An 18,056-nucleotide genomic window follows, 5' to 3' on the forward strand; every position below is an offset into this window, starting at 1 on the left:
AGGCGAATTCTACAGCGTTTCAAACCGCTGTCAACTGCCTTTTTCACCGCTTCCGACCTTGACGATCGAAACCCCTCCAGATCATCTGAAACGCTCAACTTATTGATTAACAAAGAGTTTATCGTTTCGGCTGCGCCGGAAGTGGGGCGAATTATAGAGTGATTCCGGCGGGCGTCAATAGCCAATACAGGAAAAGTTCAGGAAATATAAAATGGGCAATATATTGCTCATTTTATCCGCCTTGGCCATGATACGCCGCACTCATGCCTTTCACACCTGCCAAGTAGCCGACACATGACTTCGCCTTCGCTGACCACCAAGCTCTACCCTATCGCTCTTCTTCTTATAGCCATGGCGTCCATCCAGACTGGTGCCTCGCTGGCCAAGGGCATGTTTCCGTTGATAGGTGCGCAAGGTACGACCGCTTTGCGTCTGATCTTCGCCAGCCTGTTCATGCTGGTACTGCTGCGCCCATGGCGCGCCAAGCTGACCTGGACAACGCTGCAGACGGTGATGATCTACGGTATCGCCCTTGGCTGCATGAACCTGCTCTTCTATATGTCGCTGCGCACCGTACCGCTGGGGATCGCCGTGGCCCTGGAATTCACCGGGCCGTTGGCGGTAGCCATTCTGGCTTCGCGCAAGGCTGTGGATTTTGCCTGGGTTGCCCTGGCAGTCGTCGGACTGCTGCTATTGATACCCATAGGTGAGGCGCAGGCAGGGCTCGATCCGGTCGGCGTCTGCTATGCGCTGGGGGCAGGCGTGTGCTGGGCGTTGTACATTCTGTACGGGCAGAAGGCCGGTGCCGACAATGGCGTGCAGACCGCCGCACTGGGTGTGATGATCGCTGCGGTGTTCATCGCGCCGATCGGTATTGCGCATGCGGGCAGCGCCTTGCTCGACATGGCACTGATACCAACTGCCATCGCCGTGGCAATCCTGTCCACGGCGCTACCCTATAGCCTCGAAATGGTCGCACTGACGCGCTTGCCTGCGCGAACCTTCGGTACGTTGATGAGCATGGAGCCGGCCATCGGAGCGCTGTCGGGGCTGTTGTTCCTGCATGAAGTGCTGAGCACTACCCAATGGCTGGCCATAGGCGCGATCATCATGGCCTCAGTCGGAGCCACGCTGACGATTCGTGCCGAACATGCACCTGCCGTGGCCGCCGACTGATCTGGCTCTTCACACGGGTAGAGTGCGCTCACGCAGCCACTCCAATGGGGCGCCTGCCAGCAACGGCGCCACTCGCCGGGCCACTTCGGCATGGTAGTCGTTGAGCCATCGGCGCTCAGCTGTCGACAACTCTTGAACATCTATGCAGCGCGTATCGATCGGGCATAGGGTCAAGGTTTCGAAGTCGAGGAACTGGCCAAAGTCGCTTTGGCCGGCTTCGCGGGTGAGGACCAGGTTCTCGATACGCACCCCCCAACACCCAGGACGGTAGGTGCCCGGTTCGATCGATGTGATCATCCCCGGCAGCATGGCCGTCTGCGGTGTCGTCGCGGCTTGATAGGCGATGACTTGCGGCCCTTCGTGAACATTCATGAAATAACCCACCCCATGGCCAGTGCCGTGCCCATAGTCGACCTGATCGGCCCAGATCGGCGCGCGCGCGATGGCATCGAGCAAGGGTGAAAGGATTCCCTTGGGAAAAGTAGCGCGTGACAGGGCGATCATGCCTTGCAGCACCCTGGTGCAATCCGCCCGCTGTTGCGCCGTGGGCGCACCGACCGGAATCATCCGGGTTATGTCGGTAGTGCCACCTAGATACTGGCCACCGGAGTCGATCAACAGCAGACCGTCACCCTCGATCACGGCATGGGCCTGTTCGGTTGCGCGGTAATGCGGCATTGCACCGTTGGCGTTGAACGCCGCGATGGTCGAGAAGCTGAGCGAGACAAAATTGGGTCGACGCGCGCGCGCAGCGGTCAGCCGCTCGTCGATGGTCAATTCGGTTATACGTTCGCGGCCCCAGGCACCTTCCAGCCATGCGAAGAACTCGCACAGTGCCGCCCCGTCCTGCTCCATGGCATGGCGGATATGTTCCGCTTCGGGTGCGGTCTTGCGCGATTTGCTCAGGGTGGTTGGATTGAGTGCTTCTACCAGGGCCACACCCGTCCCGAGGTTTTCGATGATGCCAACGGTGACGCGGGCCGGGTCGAGCAACAGCTTTTCGTCTACCGGCACAGCGGCCAGCGCCGATGCGATGTCGGCGTAGTCGCGAACCTCGATGCCGTCCTGCTCCAGGCTGTCGCGCACGCTGCTATCGACCCTGGACAGCGCAGTGAACAGCGTGGCAGAGCGCTCGCCGATCAAGGCGAATGCGACGAATACCGGGTTATAGGGTACGTCCGACCCGCGCAGGTCAAACAGCCAGGCGATGTCGTCAAGGGTTGCCAACAAGTGCCAATGGGCGCCATGCGCCTGCATCTGCTCGCGCAGCGTCTTCAGTTTTTCGCCGCGCTCGCGCACAGCGTAGGGTGCGGCATGTGCGTAGATCGATTGCGCAGGCAATGCCGGGCGATCGAGCCAGACCTGAGCGAAAAGGTCGGTATCGGTACGCAGTGACGCACCTGTCTGCTGGAGCTTTTCTCGCAACTGCCGTGCGGCGGCGATTGCCATGACCGCGCCGTCGACTGCGACCGTGCCGCCTGCGCGCACCTGAGTGCCCAGCCAATCCAGTGGGCCCGGTTGCCCGGCGATCAGCTTGACCAATTCAATGCCGCTGTCGGCGAGTTCGACCCGTGCCTGCTCCCAGTAGCGGCTGTCGGCCCAGAGACCGGCGAACTCGGCGGTCACGATCAGGGTTCCGACCGAGCCCTGGAAACCGGACAACCATTGGCGGGCCTGCCAGTGCTCCGGCAGGTATTCGGATAGATGCGGGTCCGCCGAAGGTACCAGCAAGGCATCTATGCCCTCGCGAAGCATGAGCGCGCGCATGTCGCGCAAGCGCTCGGCAACGGGAAAGCGGGCGGAAGGTGTCAGGCTCATTCGGGCTCCGGTTCGGGTGCTGGATCTTTTAGGCAGATGTTGGAGGCAGATCGTGTGGACGGATAATGGCGAAGGCAGCAGCGCAGGGCAACCTCGAGGAAGAACGCTTCGCACCTGCTCGATGGCGTTGCGGTCACCTAGCCGCCTGGATGAGTTCAGATGACGACGTTACGTACGAAGCGGACCGCCGTTTCGCTGTCGTTGCGGTACGCGTAGGGCTGATTGCTCGGGTAGACGAAAAACTCGCCGGCGGCGAGTTCGCGGGTGCGGCCCGCCAATATGATGGTCAGGCGTCCCTCGCAGACGTAGATCTGCTCGCTCCAACCTTCGGCGTCCGCCTCCGATGCATAGGATTCGCCGGGCTGCAGCAGCCATTCCCAGAGTTCTACCTCCTTGCTGGCCACCGTACTGGCCAGAAGTACAGCCCTGCTGCCCGGCAAGGTGCCGACCCACGCCAGCTCGTTGATACGGCTGGGGTCGCGGTTCTCGCCAGGCTGGATGAGGTCGCTGAAGGCAACCTCCAGCGCTTGCGCGACGCGATCCAGAGTGGTCAGGCTGACGTTGTTGTCGCCGGCTTCGATGGCCACCAGCATGCGGCGACTGACACCGGACTGTTCCGCGAGAGCCGCTTGGGAAAGTCCAGCGGCCTGACGCAAGCGCCGCACGTTATGGCTGACATGCTGAAGCACCGAAGCTTTGGAACTGGGGTCTTTGACCAAAGGGTTTCGCGCTCGCTGTGAGTAGTCCCGCTGATCGACGCAATTGTGGCGGAGCTAACGGTGGTAAAAATTTGTCATAAAAAAACAAGTCGTTACAGCATGCCTGTACGATTCTGCCACAGCTTGCGGGTTGGTGATCACCCTGCGAGCCCGTATGATCGTTTTCAATATTCCTGCAGATTAGAAGCCTATGTCCTTGATAGTACTATTGCTTCTGCCCTTCGTAGGCAGTTGCGTGGCAGCCATTCTGCCGCACAACGCGCGCAACGCCGAATCGCTTCTGGCTGGACTGGTAGCCTTGGCCGGCACGGTACAGGTAGCCATGCTGTATCCGCAAATCGCCAACGGCGGTGTGATACGCGAGGAATTCCTCTGGCTGCCCAGTCTCGGGCTCAACCTGGTGCTGCGCCTGGACGGGTTTGCCTGGCTCTTTTCCCTGCTGGTGCTGGGCATCGGCACGCTGGTCGCGCTCTATGCGCGCTACTACATGTCGCCGCAAGATCCAGTACCACGTTTCTTCGCCTTCTTCCTGGCCTTCATGGGCGCCATGCTCGGCCTGGTGATCTCCGGCAACCTGATCCAGATGGTGTTCTTCTGGGAATTGACCAGCCTGTTCTCCTTTCTTCTGATCGGTTACTGGCATCATCGCGCCGATGCACGCCGCGGCGCCTACATGGCGCTCATGGTGACCGGCGCAGGTGGCCTGTGCCTGCTGGCCGGGGTGCTGCTGCTGGGTCATATCGTGGGCAGCTACGACCTGGACAAGGTGCTCGTGGCGGGCGACGTCATCCGCGCGCACGGCCTGTATCCGGTCATGCTGACTCTGGTCCTGCTGGGTGCGCTTACCAAGAGCGCACAGTTTCCGTTCCATTTCTGGCTACCCCATGCGATGGCCGCACCTACACCGGTTTCCGCTTATCTGCACTCGGCAACCATGGTCAAGGCCGGGGTGTTTCTGCTGGCGCGGTTGTGGCCATCGCTTTCGGGCAGCGAGCAATGGTTCTGGATAGTGAGTGGGGCGGGAGCATGTACCCTCGTGCTTGGTGCCTATGCGGCGATGTTCCAGAACGACCTTAAAGGCCTGCTTGCCTACTCGACGATCAGCCACCTGGGCCTGATCACCCTGCTGCTGGGGCTCAACAGCCCGCTGGCAGCCGTGGCGGCGGTGTTCCACATTCTCAATCATGCGACGTTCAAGGCTTCGCTGTTCATGGCTGCGGGCATCATCGACCATGAGAGCGGCACCCGGGACATACGTCGCCTGAGCGGGCTTTTCCGTCTGATTCCGTTCACGGCCACGCTGGCCATGGTCGCAAGCGCATCCATGGCCGGTGTGCCGTTGATGAACGGCTTCCTGTCCAAGGAAATGTTCTTCGCCGAAACGGTGTTCATAAGCTCCACCGCCTGGGTCGAGATCGCTCTGCCCGTGGTGGCAACGCTGGCCGGCATCTTCAGCGTCGCCTATTCATTGCGCTTCACGGTGGACGTATTCTTCGGTCCGAAAGCGACCGATCTACCCCATGTGCCCCACGAACCACCGCGCTGGATGCGTGCGCCGGTGGAGTTGCTTGTGCTGACCTGCCTGGTGGTCGGCATCTTTCCCGCGCAATCGGTGGCGCCGTTCCTTGCTGCCGCAGCATTGCCGGTAGTGGGCGGCGAGCTGCCCGAATACAGCCTGGCTATCTGGCATGGCTGGAACGCCCCGATGGTCATGAGCCTGATCGCAATGGGCGCGGGGGTGCTGCTCTACGTACTGTTGCGCAATCAGTTCCGTCATGGTCGCCTGCGTTATCCACCAGTGATCGAACGCTTCAATGGCAAGCGCCTTTTCGAGCGTTCCCAGGTGGTGATGATGCGGCTGGCGCGAAGGGCGGAGCTGCTGTTGACTACCCGACGCCTGCAGGCGCAACTGTTCATGCTGGTGCTGGTCGCCGTACTGGCGGGCATGGCGCCGATGCTGTACAGCGGCCTGAGCTGGGGTGATCGACCGAAAATTCCAGGTTCGGGCGTGTTCGTGATTCTCTGGATGATTGCCATTGCCTGTGCGCTGGGCGCCGCCTGGCAGGCGAAATACCACCGGTTGGCTGCGCTGACCATGGTCAGCGTGTGCGGGCTGATGACCTGCGTCACCTTCGTCTGGTTCTCGGCGCCTGATCTGGCGCTCACTCAGTTGGTGGTGGAAGTGGTCACCACGGTATTGATATTGCTGGGCCTGCGCTGGCTGCCTCGGCGGATCGAGGAAGTCGCACCGTCACGAGCCACTCTCGACCGCGCCAAGCTGCGGCGTCTGCGCGATCTGGTGCTGGCCCTGGTTGTGGGCGGCGGCATGGCGATGTTGTCCTATTCAATGCTCACCCGTGCAACACCCAACTTCATTTCCGAGTTCTACCTGAGCCGTGCCCTGCCCCAGGGCGGCGGGACCAACGTGGTCAACGTCATGCTGGTGGATTTCCGCGGTTTCGACACCCTGGGCGAGATCACGGTCCTTGCCGCCGTGGCACTGACCGTGTTCGCCCTGCTGCGACGCTTCCGCCCACCCAAGGAAAGCATGCAGTTGCCTGCTCAGCAGCGCTCGCTGGCACCCGACGTGGTTACCGACCTCATCAACCCACGTGGCGCGGACGATACGGCGCTGGGTTTCATGATGGTTCCAGCGGTTCTGGTCCGCCTGTTGCTGCCGGTGGCCGTGATCGTGTCGATGTACCTGTTCATGCGCGGACACAATCAACCGGGCGGGGGCTTCGTCGCCGGCCTGGTCCTGTCGGTGGCGTTCATCCTGCAGTACATGGTGGCAGGCACGCAGTGGGTCGAGGCCCAGATGCGACTGCGTCCCTTGCGCTGGATGGGTACCGGGCTGCTGTTCGCGACCGTCACCGGATTGGGTGCGATTGCACTGGGCTATCCATTCCTGACGACGCACACCGCGCACCTGCACTTGCCGCTGCTGGGTGACTTGCACGTGGCCAGCGCGCTGTTTTTCGACATTGGTGTATTCACCGTGGTAGTGGGTTCGACCCTGCTGATCCTGACCGCCCTGGGCCACCAGTCGGTGCGTGGTCATCGCCCGTCGAGCCTGCCCAAGGGCATCGCCCCCAAAGGAGCCGTCTGATGGAAGAAGTGATTGCAATCGCGATCGGCGTCCTGGCTGCGTCAGGTGTCTGGTTGATCCTGCGTCCGCGGACGTTCCAGGTGGTCATGGGCCTTTGCCTGCTGTCCTACGGGGTGAACCTGTTCATCTTCAGCATGGGCAGCCTGTTCATCGGCAAGGAGCCGATCATCAAGGAAGGTGTGCCGCAGGACCTGCTCAACTACACCGACCCCCTGCCCCAGGCACTGGTGCTGACGGCGATCGTCATCAGTTTTGCGATGACTGCGTTGTTCCTGGTGGTGTTGCTGGCATCGCGGGGCCTCACCGGCACTGACCACGTAGACGGCCGGGAGCCCAAGGAATGAGCTGGATGCCCCATCTGATCGTCGCGCCCATCGTGCTGCCGTTGTTCACGGCAGCAGTGATGATGCTGCTCGGAGAAAAACACCGTCCGCTGAAAGCGCGGATCAACGTCATTTCCAGCATGCTGGGACTGGCAATCGCCTGTTACCTGATGTGGTGGGTGCAGGACCAAGGCCAGGCCAGCTCGATTGGCGTGTACCTGCCCGGCAACTGGCAGGTGCCATTCGGTATCGTGCTGGTGGTGGACAGGCTCTCGGCATTGATGCTGGTGCTGACGGGCATCGTCGGGGTCTGCGCCCTGCTGTTCGCCATGGCGCGCTGGGATCGGGCCGGCGCCAGCTTCCATGCGTTGTTCCAGATTCAGCTGATGGGGCTCTACGGAGCGTTCCTGACGGCTGACCTGTTCAATCTGTTCGTGTTCTTCGAAGTGCTCCTGGCCGCGTCCTACGGCCTGATGCTGCACGGCTCCGGCAGAGCCCGAGTATCGGCAGGGCTGCACTACATCGCCATCAACCTGCTTGCCTCGTCGCTGTTCCTGATCGGCGCGGCGATGATCTACGGCGTCACCGGCACCCTGAACATGGCTGACCTGGCGTTGAAGATTCCGCTGGTGCCCGAGGCGGATCGCGGCTTGCTGCATGCCGGTGCGGCCATTCTGGCGACGGCCTTCCTGGCCAAGGCCGGCATGTGGCCGTTGAATTTCTGGCTGGTGCCGGCCTATTCCGCCGCCAGTGCCCCGGTTGCGGCCCTCTTTGCGATCATGACCAAAGTGGGTTTCTACACCCTGCTGCGGCTGTGGACACTGTTGTTCTCCGGACAGGCCGGGGCCTCGGCGCACTTCGGTGGCCAGTGGTTGATCTACGGTGGGCTGGCGACCATCGCCGTGGCCGCAGTGTGCATCGTTGCCGCGCAGCGCCTGGAGCGCATGGCCAGCCTGAGCATCATGGTGTCGGCCGGTATCCTGCTGGCGGCCATCGGTTTCGGGCAGAGTGGACTGATCGGCGCTGCGCTGTTCTATCTGGTCAGCTCGACATTGGCGCTCAGCGCCCTGTTCCTGCTGGCCGAGTTGATCGAGCGCTCGCGCTCGGCCAACGAAATCCCGCTAGAGTACGATGCCGACCCGCTGCCAGCAGCAGTCGAGGCCTTGCATCCACCCAAGGGCATCAACCTGGATGACGAGCAGAAAGCCGTGGTGGGTCAGGTGATCCCATGGACCATGGCCTTCCTGGGTTTGAGCTTCATTGCCTGCGCACTGCTGATCATCGGCATGCCGCCGCTCTCCGGATTCATTGGCAAGCTGAACCTGATTTCCGCACTGTTCAACCCGCAGGGTCTGGGTGTTGCCAGCGAGCAGACCCTGAGTGCAACCGCATGGGCCTACCTGGCGTTGCTGATTCTCTCCGGGCTGGCGTCATTGATCGCGCTGGCACGGGTCGGCATGCAGCGCTTCTGGACGCCCCACGAGCGGCCTTCACCGTTGCTGCGGCTCAACGAATGCGTGCCGATCATGGTCTTGCTGGGGCTTTGCGTCGTGTTGGCGATGCGCGCCGAGCCACTGTTGCGGTACACGGCGGACACGGCGGCGATGCTCGACGATCCCAAGCAATACGTGATGACCGTGCTGGGCGCTCAGCCAATACCCAGCCCGACTGCTGCCAGCCTGGAGGGTGAACCATGAGCCGCCTGTTCCCCGCCCCCCTTTTGTCTATGGCCCTTGCCGTACTATGGCTGCTGCTCAATGTGTCCCTGAGCGCCGGGAACCTGTTGCTGGCCGCGCTGCTTGGGTGGCTGGCGCCGTTGCTGATGTCGCCCTTGCGGCCTCAGGCGGTACGGATCCGTCGGCCCATGGTGATGCTGCGACTGCTGCTGCGCGTAGGTGGCGGCGTGCTGGTTTCCAACATGCAGGTATTCTGGCGGGTATGGACAATGGACGTTCGCGCGCCCCGCTCGGCCTTCATCGAGATTCCGCTGCAGTTGCACAATGCCAACGGCCTTGCCGCCCTGGCGGCCGTCGCCACCGTCATTCCCGGCACCGTGTGGTCCGAGCTGGCGCTGGATCGCAGCGTGCTGCTGATGCATGTGCTGGATCTGGATGACGAGGCGCAGTTCATCAAGGAATTCAAAGACACCTACGAACGCCCGCTGATGGAGATTTTCCAATGAGCGCATTGCTGTCCAATGCCATTGTCGCGAGCCTGTTCATCTTTGCCCTGGCCATGTTGCTGACCCTGGTGAGACTGTTCCGGGGGCCGTCGGCCCAGGATCGGGTACTGGCCCTGGATTACCTGTATATCCTGGCCATGCTAGTCATGCTGGTGCTGGGTATACGCTACGCCAGTGACACCTATTTCGAGGCAGCGCTGCTGATCGCCCTGTTCGGTTTCGTGGGCTCGTTTGCGCTGGCCAAATTCCTGCTGCGCGGAGAAGTCATCGAATGAATTCGGTACAGATACTGCCGTTCTGGGTGGAGGTGGCCACAGCGGTATTGCTGCTGGCCAGCAGCGTGTTCGCCTTCACCGGCGCCTTGGGGCTGCTGCGCTTCAAGGACTACTTCCAACGCATGCACCCGCCCGCGCTGGCGTCGACATTGGGCGCCTGGTGCGTGGCGCTGGCTTCGATCCTGTACTTTTCCTGGCTCAAGCACGGGCCAGTGGTGCATGCCTGGCTCATCCCGATTCTACTGTCGATCACCGTGCCAGTGACCACGCTGCTGCTGGCTCGGGCCGCGCTGTTCCGCAAGCGTACCGCGGGGGAAGCGGTGCCTGCCGAAGTCAGCAGCCACCGCAGCGACAGTGGTCACTGACTACTTGAGGCTGGAGCTGACCTTGCTGGCGACCTCTTCAGGTAGCCATGCCTTCCACACGTCTGGATGATCTTTCATGAACGCCTCGCTGGCCTGGCGAGGCGATGTGCGGGCTTCGCTCATGTCGGCCAGGGCCTTGTTCAGGGGATCGATGGGAAGATCGACCTTGGCGAAGAAATCGACCAGCTGCGGATACTCCTGCTGGAACGCCTTCGACACCCCTATGGACAGCTTGGAAGGTAGAGAGCGGCTCGGCAGCGGCGCAGGGTTGTCGGCATCGGTAAGAGTGCCCCAGGCCTTGGCATCGAAAGGCGGTTCTTCGAGCTGGATAAGCTTGTAACGCCCCAGCAGCGGCGTCGGCGACCAGTAGTAGAAGAGCACCGGTTTGCCGCGGCGGATCGACGACGCGATTTCGGCATCCAACGCAGCGCCGGAGCCAGAACGGAAATTGACATAATCGTCAGTCAGCTTGTAAGCCTTGAGTTTCTGCGCGTTGACGACTTCGGACGTCCAGCCGATCGGGCTATTGAGAAAGCGGCCCTTGTCGGGACTTTCCGGGTCCTTGAAGACGTCCTTGTAGCGCGCCAGGTCGGCGACGCTGCGCAGCTCTGGCGCGAGCGGTTTGATGCCCTTGGCGGCGTCACCCTTGACCACGTATTCGGGAACGAACCAGCCCTCGGTGGCACCCTTGACGGTATCGCCCACACCGATGACCTTGCCCTCGGCTTCGGCCTTGACCCATACCGGGCTGCGCCCCGCCCACTCTTCGGCAATGACCTGGATGTCGTTCTTGGCCAGGGCCGTTTCCAGGGTGATGGTCGTGCCGGGCTGGGTGTCGGTGGGCAGCTCGTAGCCCTTCTCGACGATGTAGCGCAGCAGTTCGGTGATGAAGCTGCCGCTTTCCCAGTTCAGATCGGCGAAGTGTATGGGCGCCGGCTGCGCGTGAGCCGGGATGGCTGCAGTCGATAGCCAGAAGCCGGCGCCACAAGCGGCCAGCCAGGCACGTAGTCCTTTCATGCGGGGTTCCTCGGTAAACAGTCGATGACTTGGGTAAGTCAACTTACTGTAGCGCAGGTTCCCCGAGGCGTTACTCGCTGGCCTTGAAGGCCAACTCACCCTTGCGCCACTTAGCCGCCTTGGCGGTTGCCGCCTTCAAGGTCTTGCCGAGGTTTTCCTCGATGCGCTCGTGGGCGGCGAATACCAGCATCACCGTCTGGCCTTCCTTGAACACGATGCCCTCGCCCTGCGCCATGCTGACGAAGGCATACTCGCCGAGCCCGTAAACGGTAAGCTTGATGTCGCGAAACTTGAGTTCGAACTTGCCACCTTCGCGACTGGGCAAGACCGCGGCGCGAAAATGGTCGCCTACTTTGAGTTCGAGCCTGGGCTTGTCATCGACCACCAGTGCGGACTCGGTATCGAGTTCGGCCATATAGATGCCTTCAGCGCTTTGTTCGGTGACATAGACGAAACGCGACTGAAAGAGTTTGACCAACTTCGCACGCAAGTCGCCGAGCACAAACAGTGCGTGCATATCCAGATTACTTACTGCCAATGAAGAATCCTCAAATCGAAACACAGACTACCGAACGCTGTTCGCGTGGTAATAACCTGAAGACGCGGGGAGCGCCGAACGGTCGGCGGCACGTGCAATGACTGCCACCGACCTGCTAACGAAAGACTAAAGGATCGAACCTTGATCCGGGATGCGCAGCGTCGACCCTGCTGCAGGGAAAATTGCCGATGACCGCGAAGGAAAAAGGCAGGCCTGGCCATGTGTGGCTGAGCGGCGCCGGAGCTGCATCGAGCAGCCGGCGACCAACATGATCCGAGCGATGATGCGCATGACGGTGATCTGCCGCGAATAGTACCGAATCGAACCCCGCCGCGGTCAAGAAGTTTGTTGCATGGCTGCGGCCTGGACGGAAAACGGTGCACAGGCCAGTGCTTCTGTCCGTCAGTACTGCAGACAAATCCGGCATCGCAAGCGAACTCTGGCGAGGGCCTCGCCTCAGATACTGGGTAACCTTTCAATCATGGCTGGAAACGGCCGCAGAGGAGTCATCATGGATCTGCCGAACCCAAGCCTTACTGGCCTTTTCGATCAACTAGGCCTGGCCAGCGACGAGGCCGATATTCAGAAATTCATTGCCGAGCATCAGCTGGATCAAGACACCAAGCTGATAGATGCGCCCTTCTGGAGTGAACAGCAACGCAACTTCTTGAAAGAAGAGCTGCACAGCGACGCAGAATGGGCGCCCATCGTCGATGAGCTCAACGTGGCATTGCATCCGCAGGCGTAAGAGGTGCCTGCGCGGGCGTGATCATGCCTGACGCTGATGCTTGTCGATCTGCTCGTGGCGCTCTTGCGCCTCGATGCAGTATTTAGTGGTGGGGCTGATCAGCAGACGCTTGAGACCGATCGGCTCGCCACTGTCGTCGCACCAGCCGAAGCTGTCGTCGTTGATCCGGCCCAGGGCCATTTCCAATTGCGGCAGCAGGCGCTGGTCGCGATCGATGACATTGACCAGCCAGTGGCGCTCCTCTTCCACGGAAGCGGCATCGGCGGGATCGGCCGGCGTATCCAGGCTTTCAATGGCTACACGGCTTTGCTCGATACGCTCTTGGGTCTCGATCTTCATGGCCTGCAACAGCTCGGTGAAGTAGGCCAGTTGCTCGGCGTTCATGTAGTCATCAGCCGGCATGGCCAGCAACTTTTCCTTTGTCATTGATTTCTCTGCAAACGAATAATGCGCTAGGGCAAAACAGGAAGCTCGCGACGCCGGAAGCGACGCAGGCAGAATTCTTCAAGCACCACAGGGCACATGGTCAAGAGGGGCGGCAGTCTAAGGCCGGTTTTGACGCGCAGCAACCCCAAATTTGGCGCCCGCCCGGGTGATGACGTGCCGTCGCGCGCATAGCCGCGCCACGGGCGGCGGCGGGCAGCCGGGCAGACGTCTTTTCGCGCGGCTTTTATAGCATACTGGCCGTCTATGATTGCCTGCGATGATTGCTTGGGGTTTCGCCATGACCGACGTTGAAACAAACGCTTCCGAACCACTGCAGCTCGATGCCATCGAGATCCGCGTGCTGGGCGCGCTGATCGAGAAGCAGGCCAGCAATCCGGAAACCTATCCGCTGACGCTCAATGCGCTGGTACTGGCCTGCAACCAGAAGACCAGTCGCGAGCCAGTGAGCCAGTACACCCAGGGGCAGATCGGGCAGAGCCTGCGCGCTCTGGAAGGCCGGCAGATGACCCGACTGGTGATGGGTAGCCGTGCCGATCGCTGGGAACACCGGCTGGACAAGGCACTCGAGCTGGTGCCCGCCCAGGTCATCCTGATGGGCCTGATGTTCCTGCGGGGACCGCAGACCGTTGGCGAGCTGCTGTCGCGCAGTGCTCGCCTGCACGACTTCGAGGACAGCGAGCAGATCTTGCATCAACTCGAGCGATTGATCAGCCGCGGTTTCGCGGTGCATGTGCCGCGCCAGGCAGGCCAGCGCGAAGATCGTTACTCCCACGCCCTGGGCGATCCGGCTGCCATTGACGCAATCATGAACGCCCGTGCTGCGACACCCGAACGCGGCGGTTCGCGGCCTGACGATACCCGCCTCGACGAGCTGGAGGCACGCATCGCCGTACTCGAAGAGCGCTTGTCGCGGCTGGAATGACGCGCTGATCAGTTGCGGGCGTACTCGGTGGCCAGACGCAGTTGCTCGGCCGTTGGACGCACGCCGGTGTAGAGCACGAACTGTTCAAGGGCTTGGATGGCAATGACTTCCAAGCCTGTGATCACCGGTTTGCCCAGTTCGCCCGCGGCCTTGATCAATGGTGTCTGCCAAGGCATCGCGACCACATCGAATACCCGCTGCGCCGCTTCTATGGCGGCGGTTTCAAACGACAGCTCGTCGGCCTGCTCGCCGCCGGCCATGCCGATCGGTGTGACATTGACCAGCAGTTGCGGGCGCGAATCGCCCAGCTCGGCCTGCCAGGGATAACCGCAGGCGTCGGCCAACGCGCGGCCGGTTTCGTAGTTGCGAGCGATGATCAAGCCATTGCGCAGACCAGCGTCGCGAAATGCGGAAGCCACGGCCTTGGCCATCCCGCCGCTGCCACGCAGGGCAAAGGTGGTTTCGGGATCGACGCCGTGCGTGTCGAGCAGTTGGCGGATGGCCAGATAGTCGGTGTTGTAGGCCTTCAGGTGACCGTTGTCATTGACGATGGTATTGATCGACTCGATGGCCGCTGCCGACGCATCCAGCTCGTCCACCAGGGGTATGCAGGCTTCCTTGAATGGCATCGACACGCCGCAGCCACGGATGCCCAGGGCGCGCATGCCGCCGATGGCGGCTGGCAGGTCGCGTGTGGTCATGGCCTTGTAGTAGTAGTCGAGACCCAACTGGTCGTACAGGTGATTGTGGAAGCGCACCCCGAACGTTCCGGGACGCGCGGCGAGGGACATGCACAGGGTGGTATCGCGGTTGGGAGAAATGGACATCGGTGGCCTCCGGGCAGCGTGTGACGTATGAAAGCGGGCTGACGACGCCATGCCCTTACACAAAATTTACCCATGGACAGGGACGCTTTCGACTGATTTTTTGTCATAGTCGTGTTCCCGGCGAAATGCTTTGGACCTATCGCAGGTTCGAACGCCAGGGGTGCGAAACACGAGGAATCTATCATGATGCGTCAACTTCCCAAGATCGCTCTGTTGGTCGGCACATTGGCGATGGCCAGCCAGGCCTCGGCGCATGGCGGCGGCTGGCAGGGTGCCGGGCCGGGTATATTGGGCGCGGTACTGGGTGCGGCCGTGGTCGGCGCGGTGGTCACCTCCAATGCACCGCAGCGGGTCTATGTGGAACAGCAACCGGTGTATGTGCAAAGCCCGCCACCGGTGTATGTGCAACAGCCTGTCTATGTACAGCAGCCAGTGTATGTCCAGTCGCAGCCGGTGTATGCGCAGCCCTACCCCGTGTATGCGGCACCACCGCCGCCGCGTGGTTACTACGGGCCACCGCGCGGCTACTATGGGCCTCCGCCGGTCTACTACGGCCCGCCGCGCTGGTGAGTCGCGCGGTGTGAGCGCGATAGGGATTGTCGATGGTGACTATCGAGCAAGGTGATTTCTAAGGTGCGGGTCGATTTCGTAAGGTGGTCGGCAGGAACCACGGAGGTCTCTCATGCCTGTATTAAGAATCATGTCGGTAGTCGGCAGTGCAGTCCCGGAAAAGTTGCGCGATCTGGGCCTTCTGGCGTGCTGGTACGTAGTGCGCGACGGCGAGGCTATCAGCGGCCCCCTGCCCTCCCTGCCCCATGCCAAGCAAGCGTACGCCACACTCACTGCGGCGCAGCACCCTCAGTTGGCCTGATTCATTGCGCTTGCGACAAAGCCCCGCCTTGCGGGGCTTTTCATTGGACATCGAGCTGGATGAGCTTTTCTTCACGCGGTGCATCCCGACAAGCGCGACAATCGGCAGGCGCTTTGCCATACTTCCGACGTGTGACATTCGACACTCTCGACCCCGCCTCGATCATCAGCCCGATCTACCTCTTTTTCAGTGAGCGCTCCGCGTGAAGACCCCGCTATCTTTTTTCAGCCTGTGGCTGGCCTTGACCACCTTTGTCGTCGCCCCGAACCTGCAAGCGGCGGAAAAAGCCGCCATCCCGCGTGACCCATCGCAGTTGCATCTGGCCTCGGGCAGTGCCCTGCTGATCGATCTGCAGACCAACAAAGTGGTCTACGAGAACAACGCCGACCATGTGGTGCCCATCGCGTCGGTGACCAAATTGATGACGGGCATGGTGGTGCTGGATGCCAAACAGTCCATGAGCGAAGTGATTTCGGTGGACATCAGCCAGAACAAGGAAATGAAGGGTGTGTTTTCGCGGGTCAAGCTCGGCAGCGAGCTGAATCGCCGGGACATGCTGCTCATTACTTTGATGTCTTCCGAGAACCGTGCGGCGTCGAGCCTCGCGCATCACTATCCGGGTGGCTACGGTGCGTTCATTGCGGCGATGAATGCCAAGGCTCGCTCGTTGGGCATGACCCACACCCGCTATGTCGAGCCCACCGGGCTGTCGACCAGCAACGTCTCGACCGCACGCGACCTGACCAAGCTGCTGGTGGCGGCGCAGCAGTATCCGCTGCTGAGCGAGCTGAGCACCACGCGGGAAAAGACCGTGGCGTTCAAGAAACCCAGCTATACATTGGGCTTTCACAACACCGACCACTTGATCAACAAGGACGACTGGGACATCAAGATCACCAAGACCGGCTTCACCAACATGGCCGGCCACTGCCTGGTGCTGGTGACGCGAATGGGAGGTCGACCGGTGGCCATGGTGATCCTCGATGCCTTCGGCAAGTACACCCACTTTGCCGACGCCAGCCGCCTGCGCAAATGGGTGGAAACCGGCAAGAGCAGTGCACCGCCGGCGGTGGCGATGGACTACAAGGCGCAGAAGAAGCAAATGCGTCAGGCCGCGGACTGACCGCGCCGATCACGAACGCCTGGCGGCCTGCTTGCGGGCATACATGGCGCCGTCGGCATCGGCCAGCAGACGCTTTACGCTGTCGTGACGCCCGGGGTCGTACTCGATGCGACCTACGCTGTAGGTGATCGAGTAGCGGCCTTGCAGCTCGGCGTTGGCGTCTGCCAGGGCTCGGCCCAGGCGCTCGATGACCGCATCGCCTGCGGCGGCATTGGAGCCCAGCAGCAGCGCGACGAATTCGTCCCCGCCCATTCTTCCGACGATGTCCATTTCTCTGAGCACTCTGCGCAATACCTGGGCGAACGTGACCAGGGCGCGGTCGCCTTCGGCGTGGCCAAAGGTGTCGTTGATGACCTTGAAGCGATCGAGGTCGAAGAACAGCAGCGACGCCGGCGTGCCCATGCGCCTGCACATGCTCAGGGCATGCTCGGCGAGGGCTTCGAACCCGCGCCGGTTGGACAGCTGGGTCAGGTCGTCGATGCTGGCCAACTGCAAGGCGGCAATCTCGCGCTCGGCCATGCTCGCCAGGTCCAGCAGCAGGCCGCGTTCCTCGGCGTCGAGGACTCGTGGCCGGGTATCGAGCAGACACAACGTCCCGACGTTGCTGCCATTGCCCACTTTCAGCGGGCAGCCGGCATAGAAGCGGATCCTGGGTTCACCGGTCACCAACGGGTTGTCGTGGAAACGCTCGTCGCTGCCGGCATCGGGGATCATGAGGATCTGGTCGCTGAGGATGGCATGGGCGCAGAACGAGACATCTCGCGGCGTTTCAGTGGCGGCCATGCCCTGGCACGACTTGAACCACTGGCGGTCGCTGTCCACCAGGCTGACCAAGGCAATGGGCACGTCGAACAGCCGCCTGGCCAGGCGGGTAAGACGGTCGAAACGCTCCTCGGGCCGAGTGTCGAGAATGTTCAGCGCATGCAGGGCGTGTACGCGCTCTTCTTCATGCACAGGCTTGGCAGGCGCCAGCATTGGGGAGCTCCTCGGTGATGTCTGCCCCTAGCCTAGCTCATGGACCAAGGGTTTATAAGTAGCCTGGGGTGGACGTCAAGCCGTGGTACTGACCATGGAACCGGCGGTGCTGCTGCCGGATTCCTGCATGGCCTGGAGCAGCCCAGCGGTGGCGGTCTGCAGCGCCGCAGAGGTGGCGACCACCTGCGCCTGGATGGCGGCCACGGAGGCCGCTTTGCTTTCTTCGCTTTGCTGGCTGGCCTGGATGCGCGCCATCTCCTGCTGCTGTTCCTGAAGCTGCTTCTGCAACTCGGCAATCTGCTTTTGCAGCGCCTTGATCGTGTCCGATGTACCACTGCTGCCCTGGGCTGCGCCCGCGCCGCCAGCGCCACCGGCCGGCGCGCCTTTCTCGGTATCGGCAGGCGCGGCAGCGGTCTGCGTCGCCTCGCTGTCGGCGACCGCCGTGGGCGCCGGCGCGGCAGTGTTGCTCGGGGCAGACGGGCGAATGCTCAAGGTGCTGGCGATGTTGTTCAAGGCGTTCATGACGAGTGCGTCCCTATAGGCTGTGACCGTTGCATCGGCCGGAAACAACCAGGCTTTAGCAACCTGCATAGCGAACGTGCTATCCGTCGGCCTGCGGCC

Annotated in this window: 21 protein-coding genes; 13 read left to right on the top strand and 8 right to left on the bottom strand. The window is 61.8% G+C overall.

The window, feature by feature from the left end; all coding sequences use genetic code 11:
* Positions 1 to 294: 294 nt before the first annotated feature.
* A complete protein-coding gene (rhtA, locus tag IFT80_RS16570; RefSeq protein WP_192137904.1) occupies positions 295 to 1,176 on the top strand; it encodes a threonine/homoserine exporter RhtA in 882 nt (293 codons plus the stop codon).
* Between the two features lie 9 nt (positions 1,177 to 1,185).
* Here the strand turns inward: rhtA and IFT80_RS16575 are convergent, their stop codons facing one another.
* Together IFT80_RS16575 and IFT80_RS16580 are read right to left on the bottom strand one after the other, a co-directional pair.
* Positions 1,186 to 2,994 (bottom strand): aminopeptidase P family protein, encoded by a 1,809-nt coding sequence (locus IFT80_RS16575; protein WP_192137905.1) that lies wholly within the window; start codon positions 2,992 to 2,994, stop codon positions 1,186 to 1,188.
* Between the two features lie 155 nt (positions 2,995 to 3,149).
* Complete coding sequence (locus IFT80_RS16580; protein ID WP_122475781.1) at positions 3,150 to 3,713, bottom strand: helix-turn-helix domain-containing protein; 564 nt, start codon at positions 3,711 to 3,713, stop codon at positions 3,150 to 3,152.
* Between the two features lie 190 nt (positions 3,714 to 3,903).
* On the opposite strand from IFT80_RS16580, the gene IFT80_RS16585 reads away from it, so the two are divergent.
* From IFT80_RS16585 to IFT80_RS16610, 6 genes are read left to right on the top strand one after another with little or no spacing between them, the layout of a single operon-like run.
* The gene (locus tag IFT80_RS16585; RefSeq protein ID WP_192137906.1) at positions 3,904 to 6,822 is read left to right on the top strand and encodes a monovalent cation/H+ antiporter subunit A; all 2,919 of its coding nucleotides are present in this window, start codon (positions 3,904 to 3,906) and stop codon (positions 6,820 to 6,822) included.
* Positions 6,822 to 7,166 carry a Na+/H+ antiporter subunit C gene (locus IFT80_RS16590; protein WP_043186251.1) on the top strand — a complete coding sequence of 115 codons (345 nt, stop codon included), beginning with the start codon at positions 6,822 to 6,824 and terminating at the stop codon, positions 7,164 to 7,166. The genes IFT80_RS16585 and IFT80_RS16590 overlap by 1 nt, the downstream gene beginning before the upstream one ends.
* Positions 7,163 to 8,842: a monovalent cation/H+ antiporter subunit D gene (locus IFT80_RS16595; RefSeq protein ID WP_192058267.1), complete on the top strand. Its 1,680-nt coding sequence runs from the start codon at positions 7,163 to 7,165 to the stop codon at positions 8,840 to 8,842. Before IFT80_RS16590 ends, IFT80_RS16595 begins: the two co-directional genes overlap by 4 nt.
* On the top strand, positions 8,839 to 9,327 hold the full coding sequence (locus tag IFT80_RS16600; protein ID WP_192137907.1) for a Na+/H+ antiporter subunit E: 489 nt from the start codon (positions 8,839 to 8,841) through the stop codon (positions 9,325 to 9,327). The genes IFT80_RS16595 and IFT80_RS16600 overlap by 4 nt, the downstream gene beginning before the upstream one ends.
* Positions 9,324 to 9,602: a K+/H+ antiporter subunit F gene (locus tag IFT80_RS16605; RefSeq protein WP_122475789.1), complete on the top strand. Its 279-nt coding sequence runs from the start codon at positions 9,324 to 9,326 to the stop codon at positions 9,600 to 9,602. The genes IFT80_RS16600 and IFT80_RS16605 overlap by 4 nt, the downstream gene beginning before the upstream one ends.
* Positions 9,599 to 9,967 (top strand): Na+/H+ antiporter subunit G, encoded by a 369-nt coding sequence (locus IFT80_RS16610; RefSeq protein ID WP_122475791.1) that lies wholly within the window; start codon positions 9,599 to 9,601, stop codon positions 9,965 to 9,967. The genes IFT80_RS16605 and IFT80_RS16610 overlap by 4 nt, the downstream gene beginning before the upstream one ends.
* Here IFT80_RS16610 and IFT80_RS16615 read toward each other — a convergent pair whose 3' ends face one another.
* A complete protein-coding gene (locus IFT80_RS16615; RefSeq protein ID WP_192137908.1) occupies positions 9,968 to 10,984 on the bottom strand; it encodes an ABC transporter substrate-binding protein in 1,017 nt (338 codons plus the stop codon).
* 70 nt (positions 10,985 to 11,054) lie between these two features.
* A complete protein-coding gene (locus IFT80_RS16620; RefSeq protein ID WP_122475794.1) occupies positions 11,055 to 11,522 on the bottom strand; it encodes a hypothetical protein in 468 nt (155 codons plus the stop codon).
* A 151-nt stretch (positions 11,523 to 11,673) separates the two neighbouring features.
* Between IFT80_RS16620 and IFT80_RS16625 the strand changes: the two genes are divergently transcribed.
* Positions 11,674 to 11,835, top strand: coding sequence for a hypothetical protein (locus IFT80_RS16625; RefSeq protein WP_163007413.1), 162 nt, complete (start codon positions 11,674 to 11,676; stop codon positions 11,833 to 11,835).
* A gap of 198 nt (positions 11,836 to 12,033) precedes the next feature.
* Positions 12,034 to 12,270, top strand: coding sequence for a DUF2789 domain-containing protein (locus IFT80_RS16630; RefSeq protein ID WP_122475796.1), 237 nt, complete (start codon positions 12,034 to 12,036; stop codon positions 12,268 to 12,270).
* A 21-nt stretch (positions 12,271 to 12,291) separates the two neighbouring features.
* Here the strand turns inward: IFT80_RS16630 and IFT80_RS16635 are convergent, their stop codons facing one another.
* Positions 12,292 to 12,696: a TraR/DksA family transcriptional regulator gene (locus tag IFT80_RS16635; protein ID WP_122475798.1), complete on the bottom strand. Its 405-nt coding sequence runs from the start codon at positions 12,694 to 12,696 to the stop codon at positions 12,292 to 12,294.
* 298 nt (positions 12,697 to 12,994) lie between these two features.
* On the opposite strand from IFT80_RS16635, the gene IFT80_RS16640 reads away from it, so the two are divergent.
* On the top strand, positions 12,995 to 13,639 hold the full coding sequence (locus IFT80_RS16640) for a YceH family protein (RefSeq protein ID WP_192058260.1): 645 nt from the start codon (positions 12,995 to 12,997) through the stop codon (positions 13,637 to 13,639).
* A gap of 8 nt (positions 13,640 to 13,647) precedes the next feature.
* On the opposite strand, the gene IFT80_RS16645 is transcribed toward IFT80_RS16640, so the two are convergent.
* Positions 13,648 to 14,466, bottom strand: a complete 819-nt coding sequence (locus IFT80_RS16645; protein WP_192137909.1) for a shikimate 5-dehydrogenase — start codon at positions 14,464 to 14,466, stop codon at positions 13,648 to 13,650.
* A gap of 183 nt (positions 14,467 to 14,649) precedes the next feature.
* On the opposite strand from IFT80_RS16645, the gene IFT80_RS16650 reads away from it, so the two are divergent.
* From IFT80_RS16650 to pbpG, 3 genes are all read left to right on the top strand, one after another.
* Positions 14,650 to 15,036 carry a hypothetical protein gene (locus IFT80_RS16650; RefSeq protein WP_122475801.1) on the top strand — a complete coding sequence of 129 codons (387 nt, stop codon included), beginning with the start codon at positions 14,650 to 14,652 and terminating at the stop codon, positions 15,034 to 15,036.
* Between the two features lie 112 nt (positions 15,037 to 15,148).
* Positions 15,149 to 15,337, top strand: coding sequence for a hypothetical protein (locus IFT80_RS16655; RefSeq protein WP_122475803.1), 189 nt, complete (start codon positions 15,149 to 15,151; stop codon positions 15,335 to 15,337).
* A gap of 202 nt (positions 15,338 to 15,539) precedes the next feature.
* A complete protein-coding gene (gene pbpG / locus IFT80_RS16660) occupies positions 15,540 to 16,460 on the top strand; it encodes a D-alanyl-D-alanine endopeptidase (RefSeq protein WP_192053387.1) in 921 nt (306 codons plus the stop codon).
* Positions 16,461 to 16,469: 9 nt separating this feature from the next.
* On the opposite strand, the gene IFT80_RS16665 is transcribed toward pbpG, so the two are convergent.
* The gene (locus IFT80_RS16665) at positions 16,470 to 17,435 is read right to left on the bottom strand and encodes a sensor domain-containing diguanylate cyclase (RefSeq protein ID WP_185794544.1); all 966 of its coding nucleotides are present in this window, start codon (positions 17,433 to 17,435) and stop codon (positions 16,470 to 16,472) included.
* 75 nt (positions 17,436 to 17,510) lie between these two features.
* Positions 17,511 to 17,957 carry a hypothetical protein gene (locus tag IFT80_RS16670; RefSeq protein WP_122475809.1) on the bottom strand — a complete coding sequence of 149 codons (447 nt, stop codon included), beginning with the start codon at positions 17,955 to 17,957 and terminating at the stop codon, positions 17,511 to 17,513.
* Positions 17,958 to 18,056 lie beyond the last annotated feature (99 nt).

This window comes from Pseudomonas sp. CFBP 8771, from assembly GCF_014841695.1.
GTDB classification, from domain to species: Bacteria; Pseudomonadota; Gammaproteobacteria; order Pseudomonadales; family Pseudomonadaceae; genus Aquipseudomonas; species Aquipseudomonas baltica.

Bases quoted from the DNA above. Each gene is read 5' to 3' on its own strand.
- IFT80_RS16655 (WP_122475803.1), top strand. From the start codon at position 15,149: ATGCCTGTATTAAGAATCATGTCGGTAGTCGGCAGTGCAGTCCCGGAA.
- IFT80_RS16600 (WP_192137907.1), top strand. From the start codon at position 8,839: ATGAGCCGCCTGTTCCCCGCCCCCCTTTTGTCTATGGCCCTTGCCGTA.
- IFT80_RS16635 (WP_122475798.1), bottom strand. From the start codon at position 12,696: ATGACAAAGGAAAAGTTGCTGGCCATGCCGGCTGATGACTACATGAAC.
- IFT80_RS16605 (WP_122475789.1), top strand. From the start codon at position 9,324: ATGAGCGCATTGCTGTCCAATGCCATTGTCGCGAGCCTGTTCATCTTT.
- IFT80_RS16625 (WP_163007413.1), top strand. From the start codon at position 11,674: ATGCGCAGCGTCGACCCTGCTGCAGGGAAAATTGCCGATGACCGCGAA.
- IFT80_RS16665 (WP_185794544.1), bottom strand. From the start codon at position 17,435: ATGCTGGCGCCTGCCAAGCCTGTGCATGAAGAAGAGCGCGTACACGCC.
- IFT80_RS16640 (WP_192058260.1), top strand. From the start codon at position 12,995: ATGACCGACGTTGAAACAAACGCTTCCGAACCACTGCAGCTCGATGCC.
- IFT80_RS16615 (WP_192137908.1), bottom strand. From the start codon at position 10,984: ATGAAAGGACTACGTGCCTGGCTGGCCGCTTGTGGCGCCGGCTTCTGG.
- IFT80_RS16630 (WP_122475796.1), top strand. From the start codon at position 12,034: ATGGATCTGCCGAACCCAAGCCTTACTGGCCTTTTCGATCAACTAGGC.
- IFT80_RS16595 (WP_192058267.1), top strand. From the start codon at position 7,163: ATGAGCTGGATGCCCCATCTGATCGTCGCGCCCATCGTGCTGCCGTTG.
- IFT80_RS16670 (WP_122475809.1), bottom strand. From the start codon at position 17,957: ATGAACGCCTTGAACAACATCGCCAGCACCTTGAGCATTCGCCCGTCT.
- rhtA (WP_192137904.1), top strand. From the start codon at position 295: ATGACTTCGCCTTCGCTGACCACCAAGCTCTACCCTATCGCTCTTCTT.
- IFT80_RS16585 (WP_192137906.1), top strand. From the start codon at position 3,904: ATGTCCTTGATAGTACTATTGCTTCTGCCCTTCGTAGGCAGTTGCGTG.
- IFT80_RS16590 (WP_043186251.1), top strand. From the start codon at position 6,822: ATGGAAGAAGTGATTGCAATCGCGATCGGCGTCCTGGCTGCGTCAGGT.
- IFT80_RS16575 (WP_192137905.1), bottom strand. From the start codon at position 2,994: ATGAGCCTGACACCTTCCGCCCGCTTTCCCGTTGCCGAGCGCTTGCGC.
- IFT80_RS16610 (WP_122475791.1), top strand. From the start codon at position 9,599: ATGAATTCGGTACAGATACTGCCGTTCTGGGTGGAGGTGGCCACAGCG.
- IFT80_RS16645 (WP_192137909.1), bottom strand. From the start codon at position 14,466: ATGTCCATTTCTCCCAACCGCGATACCACCCTGTGCATGTCCCTCGCC.
- IFT80_RS16650 (WP_122475801.1), top strand. From the start codon at position 14,650: ATGATGCGTCAACTTCCCAAGATCGCTCTGTTGGTCGGCACATTGGCG.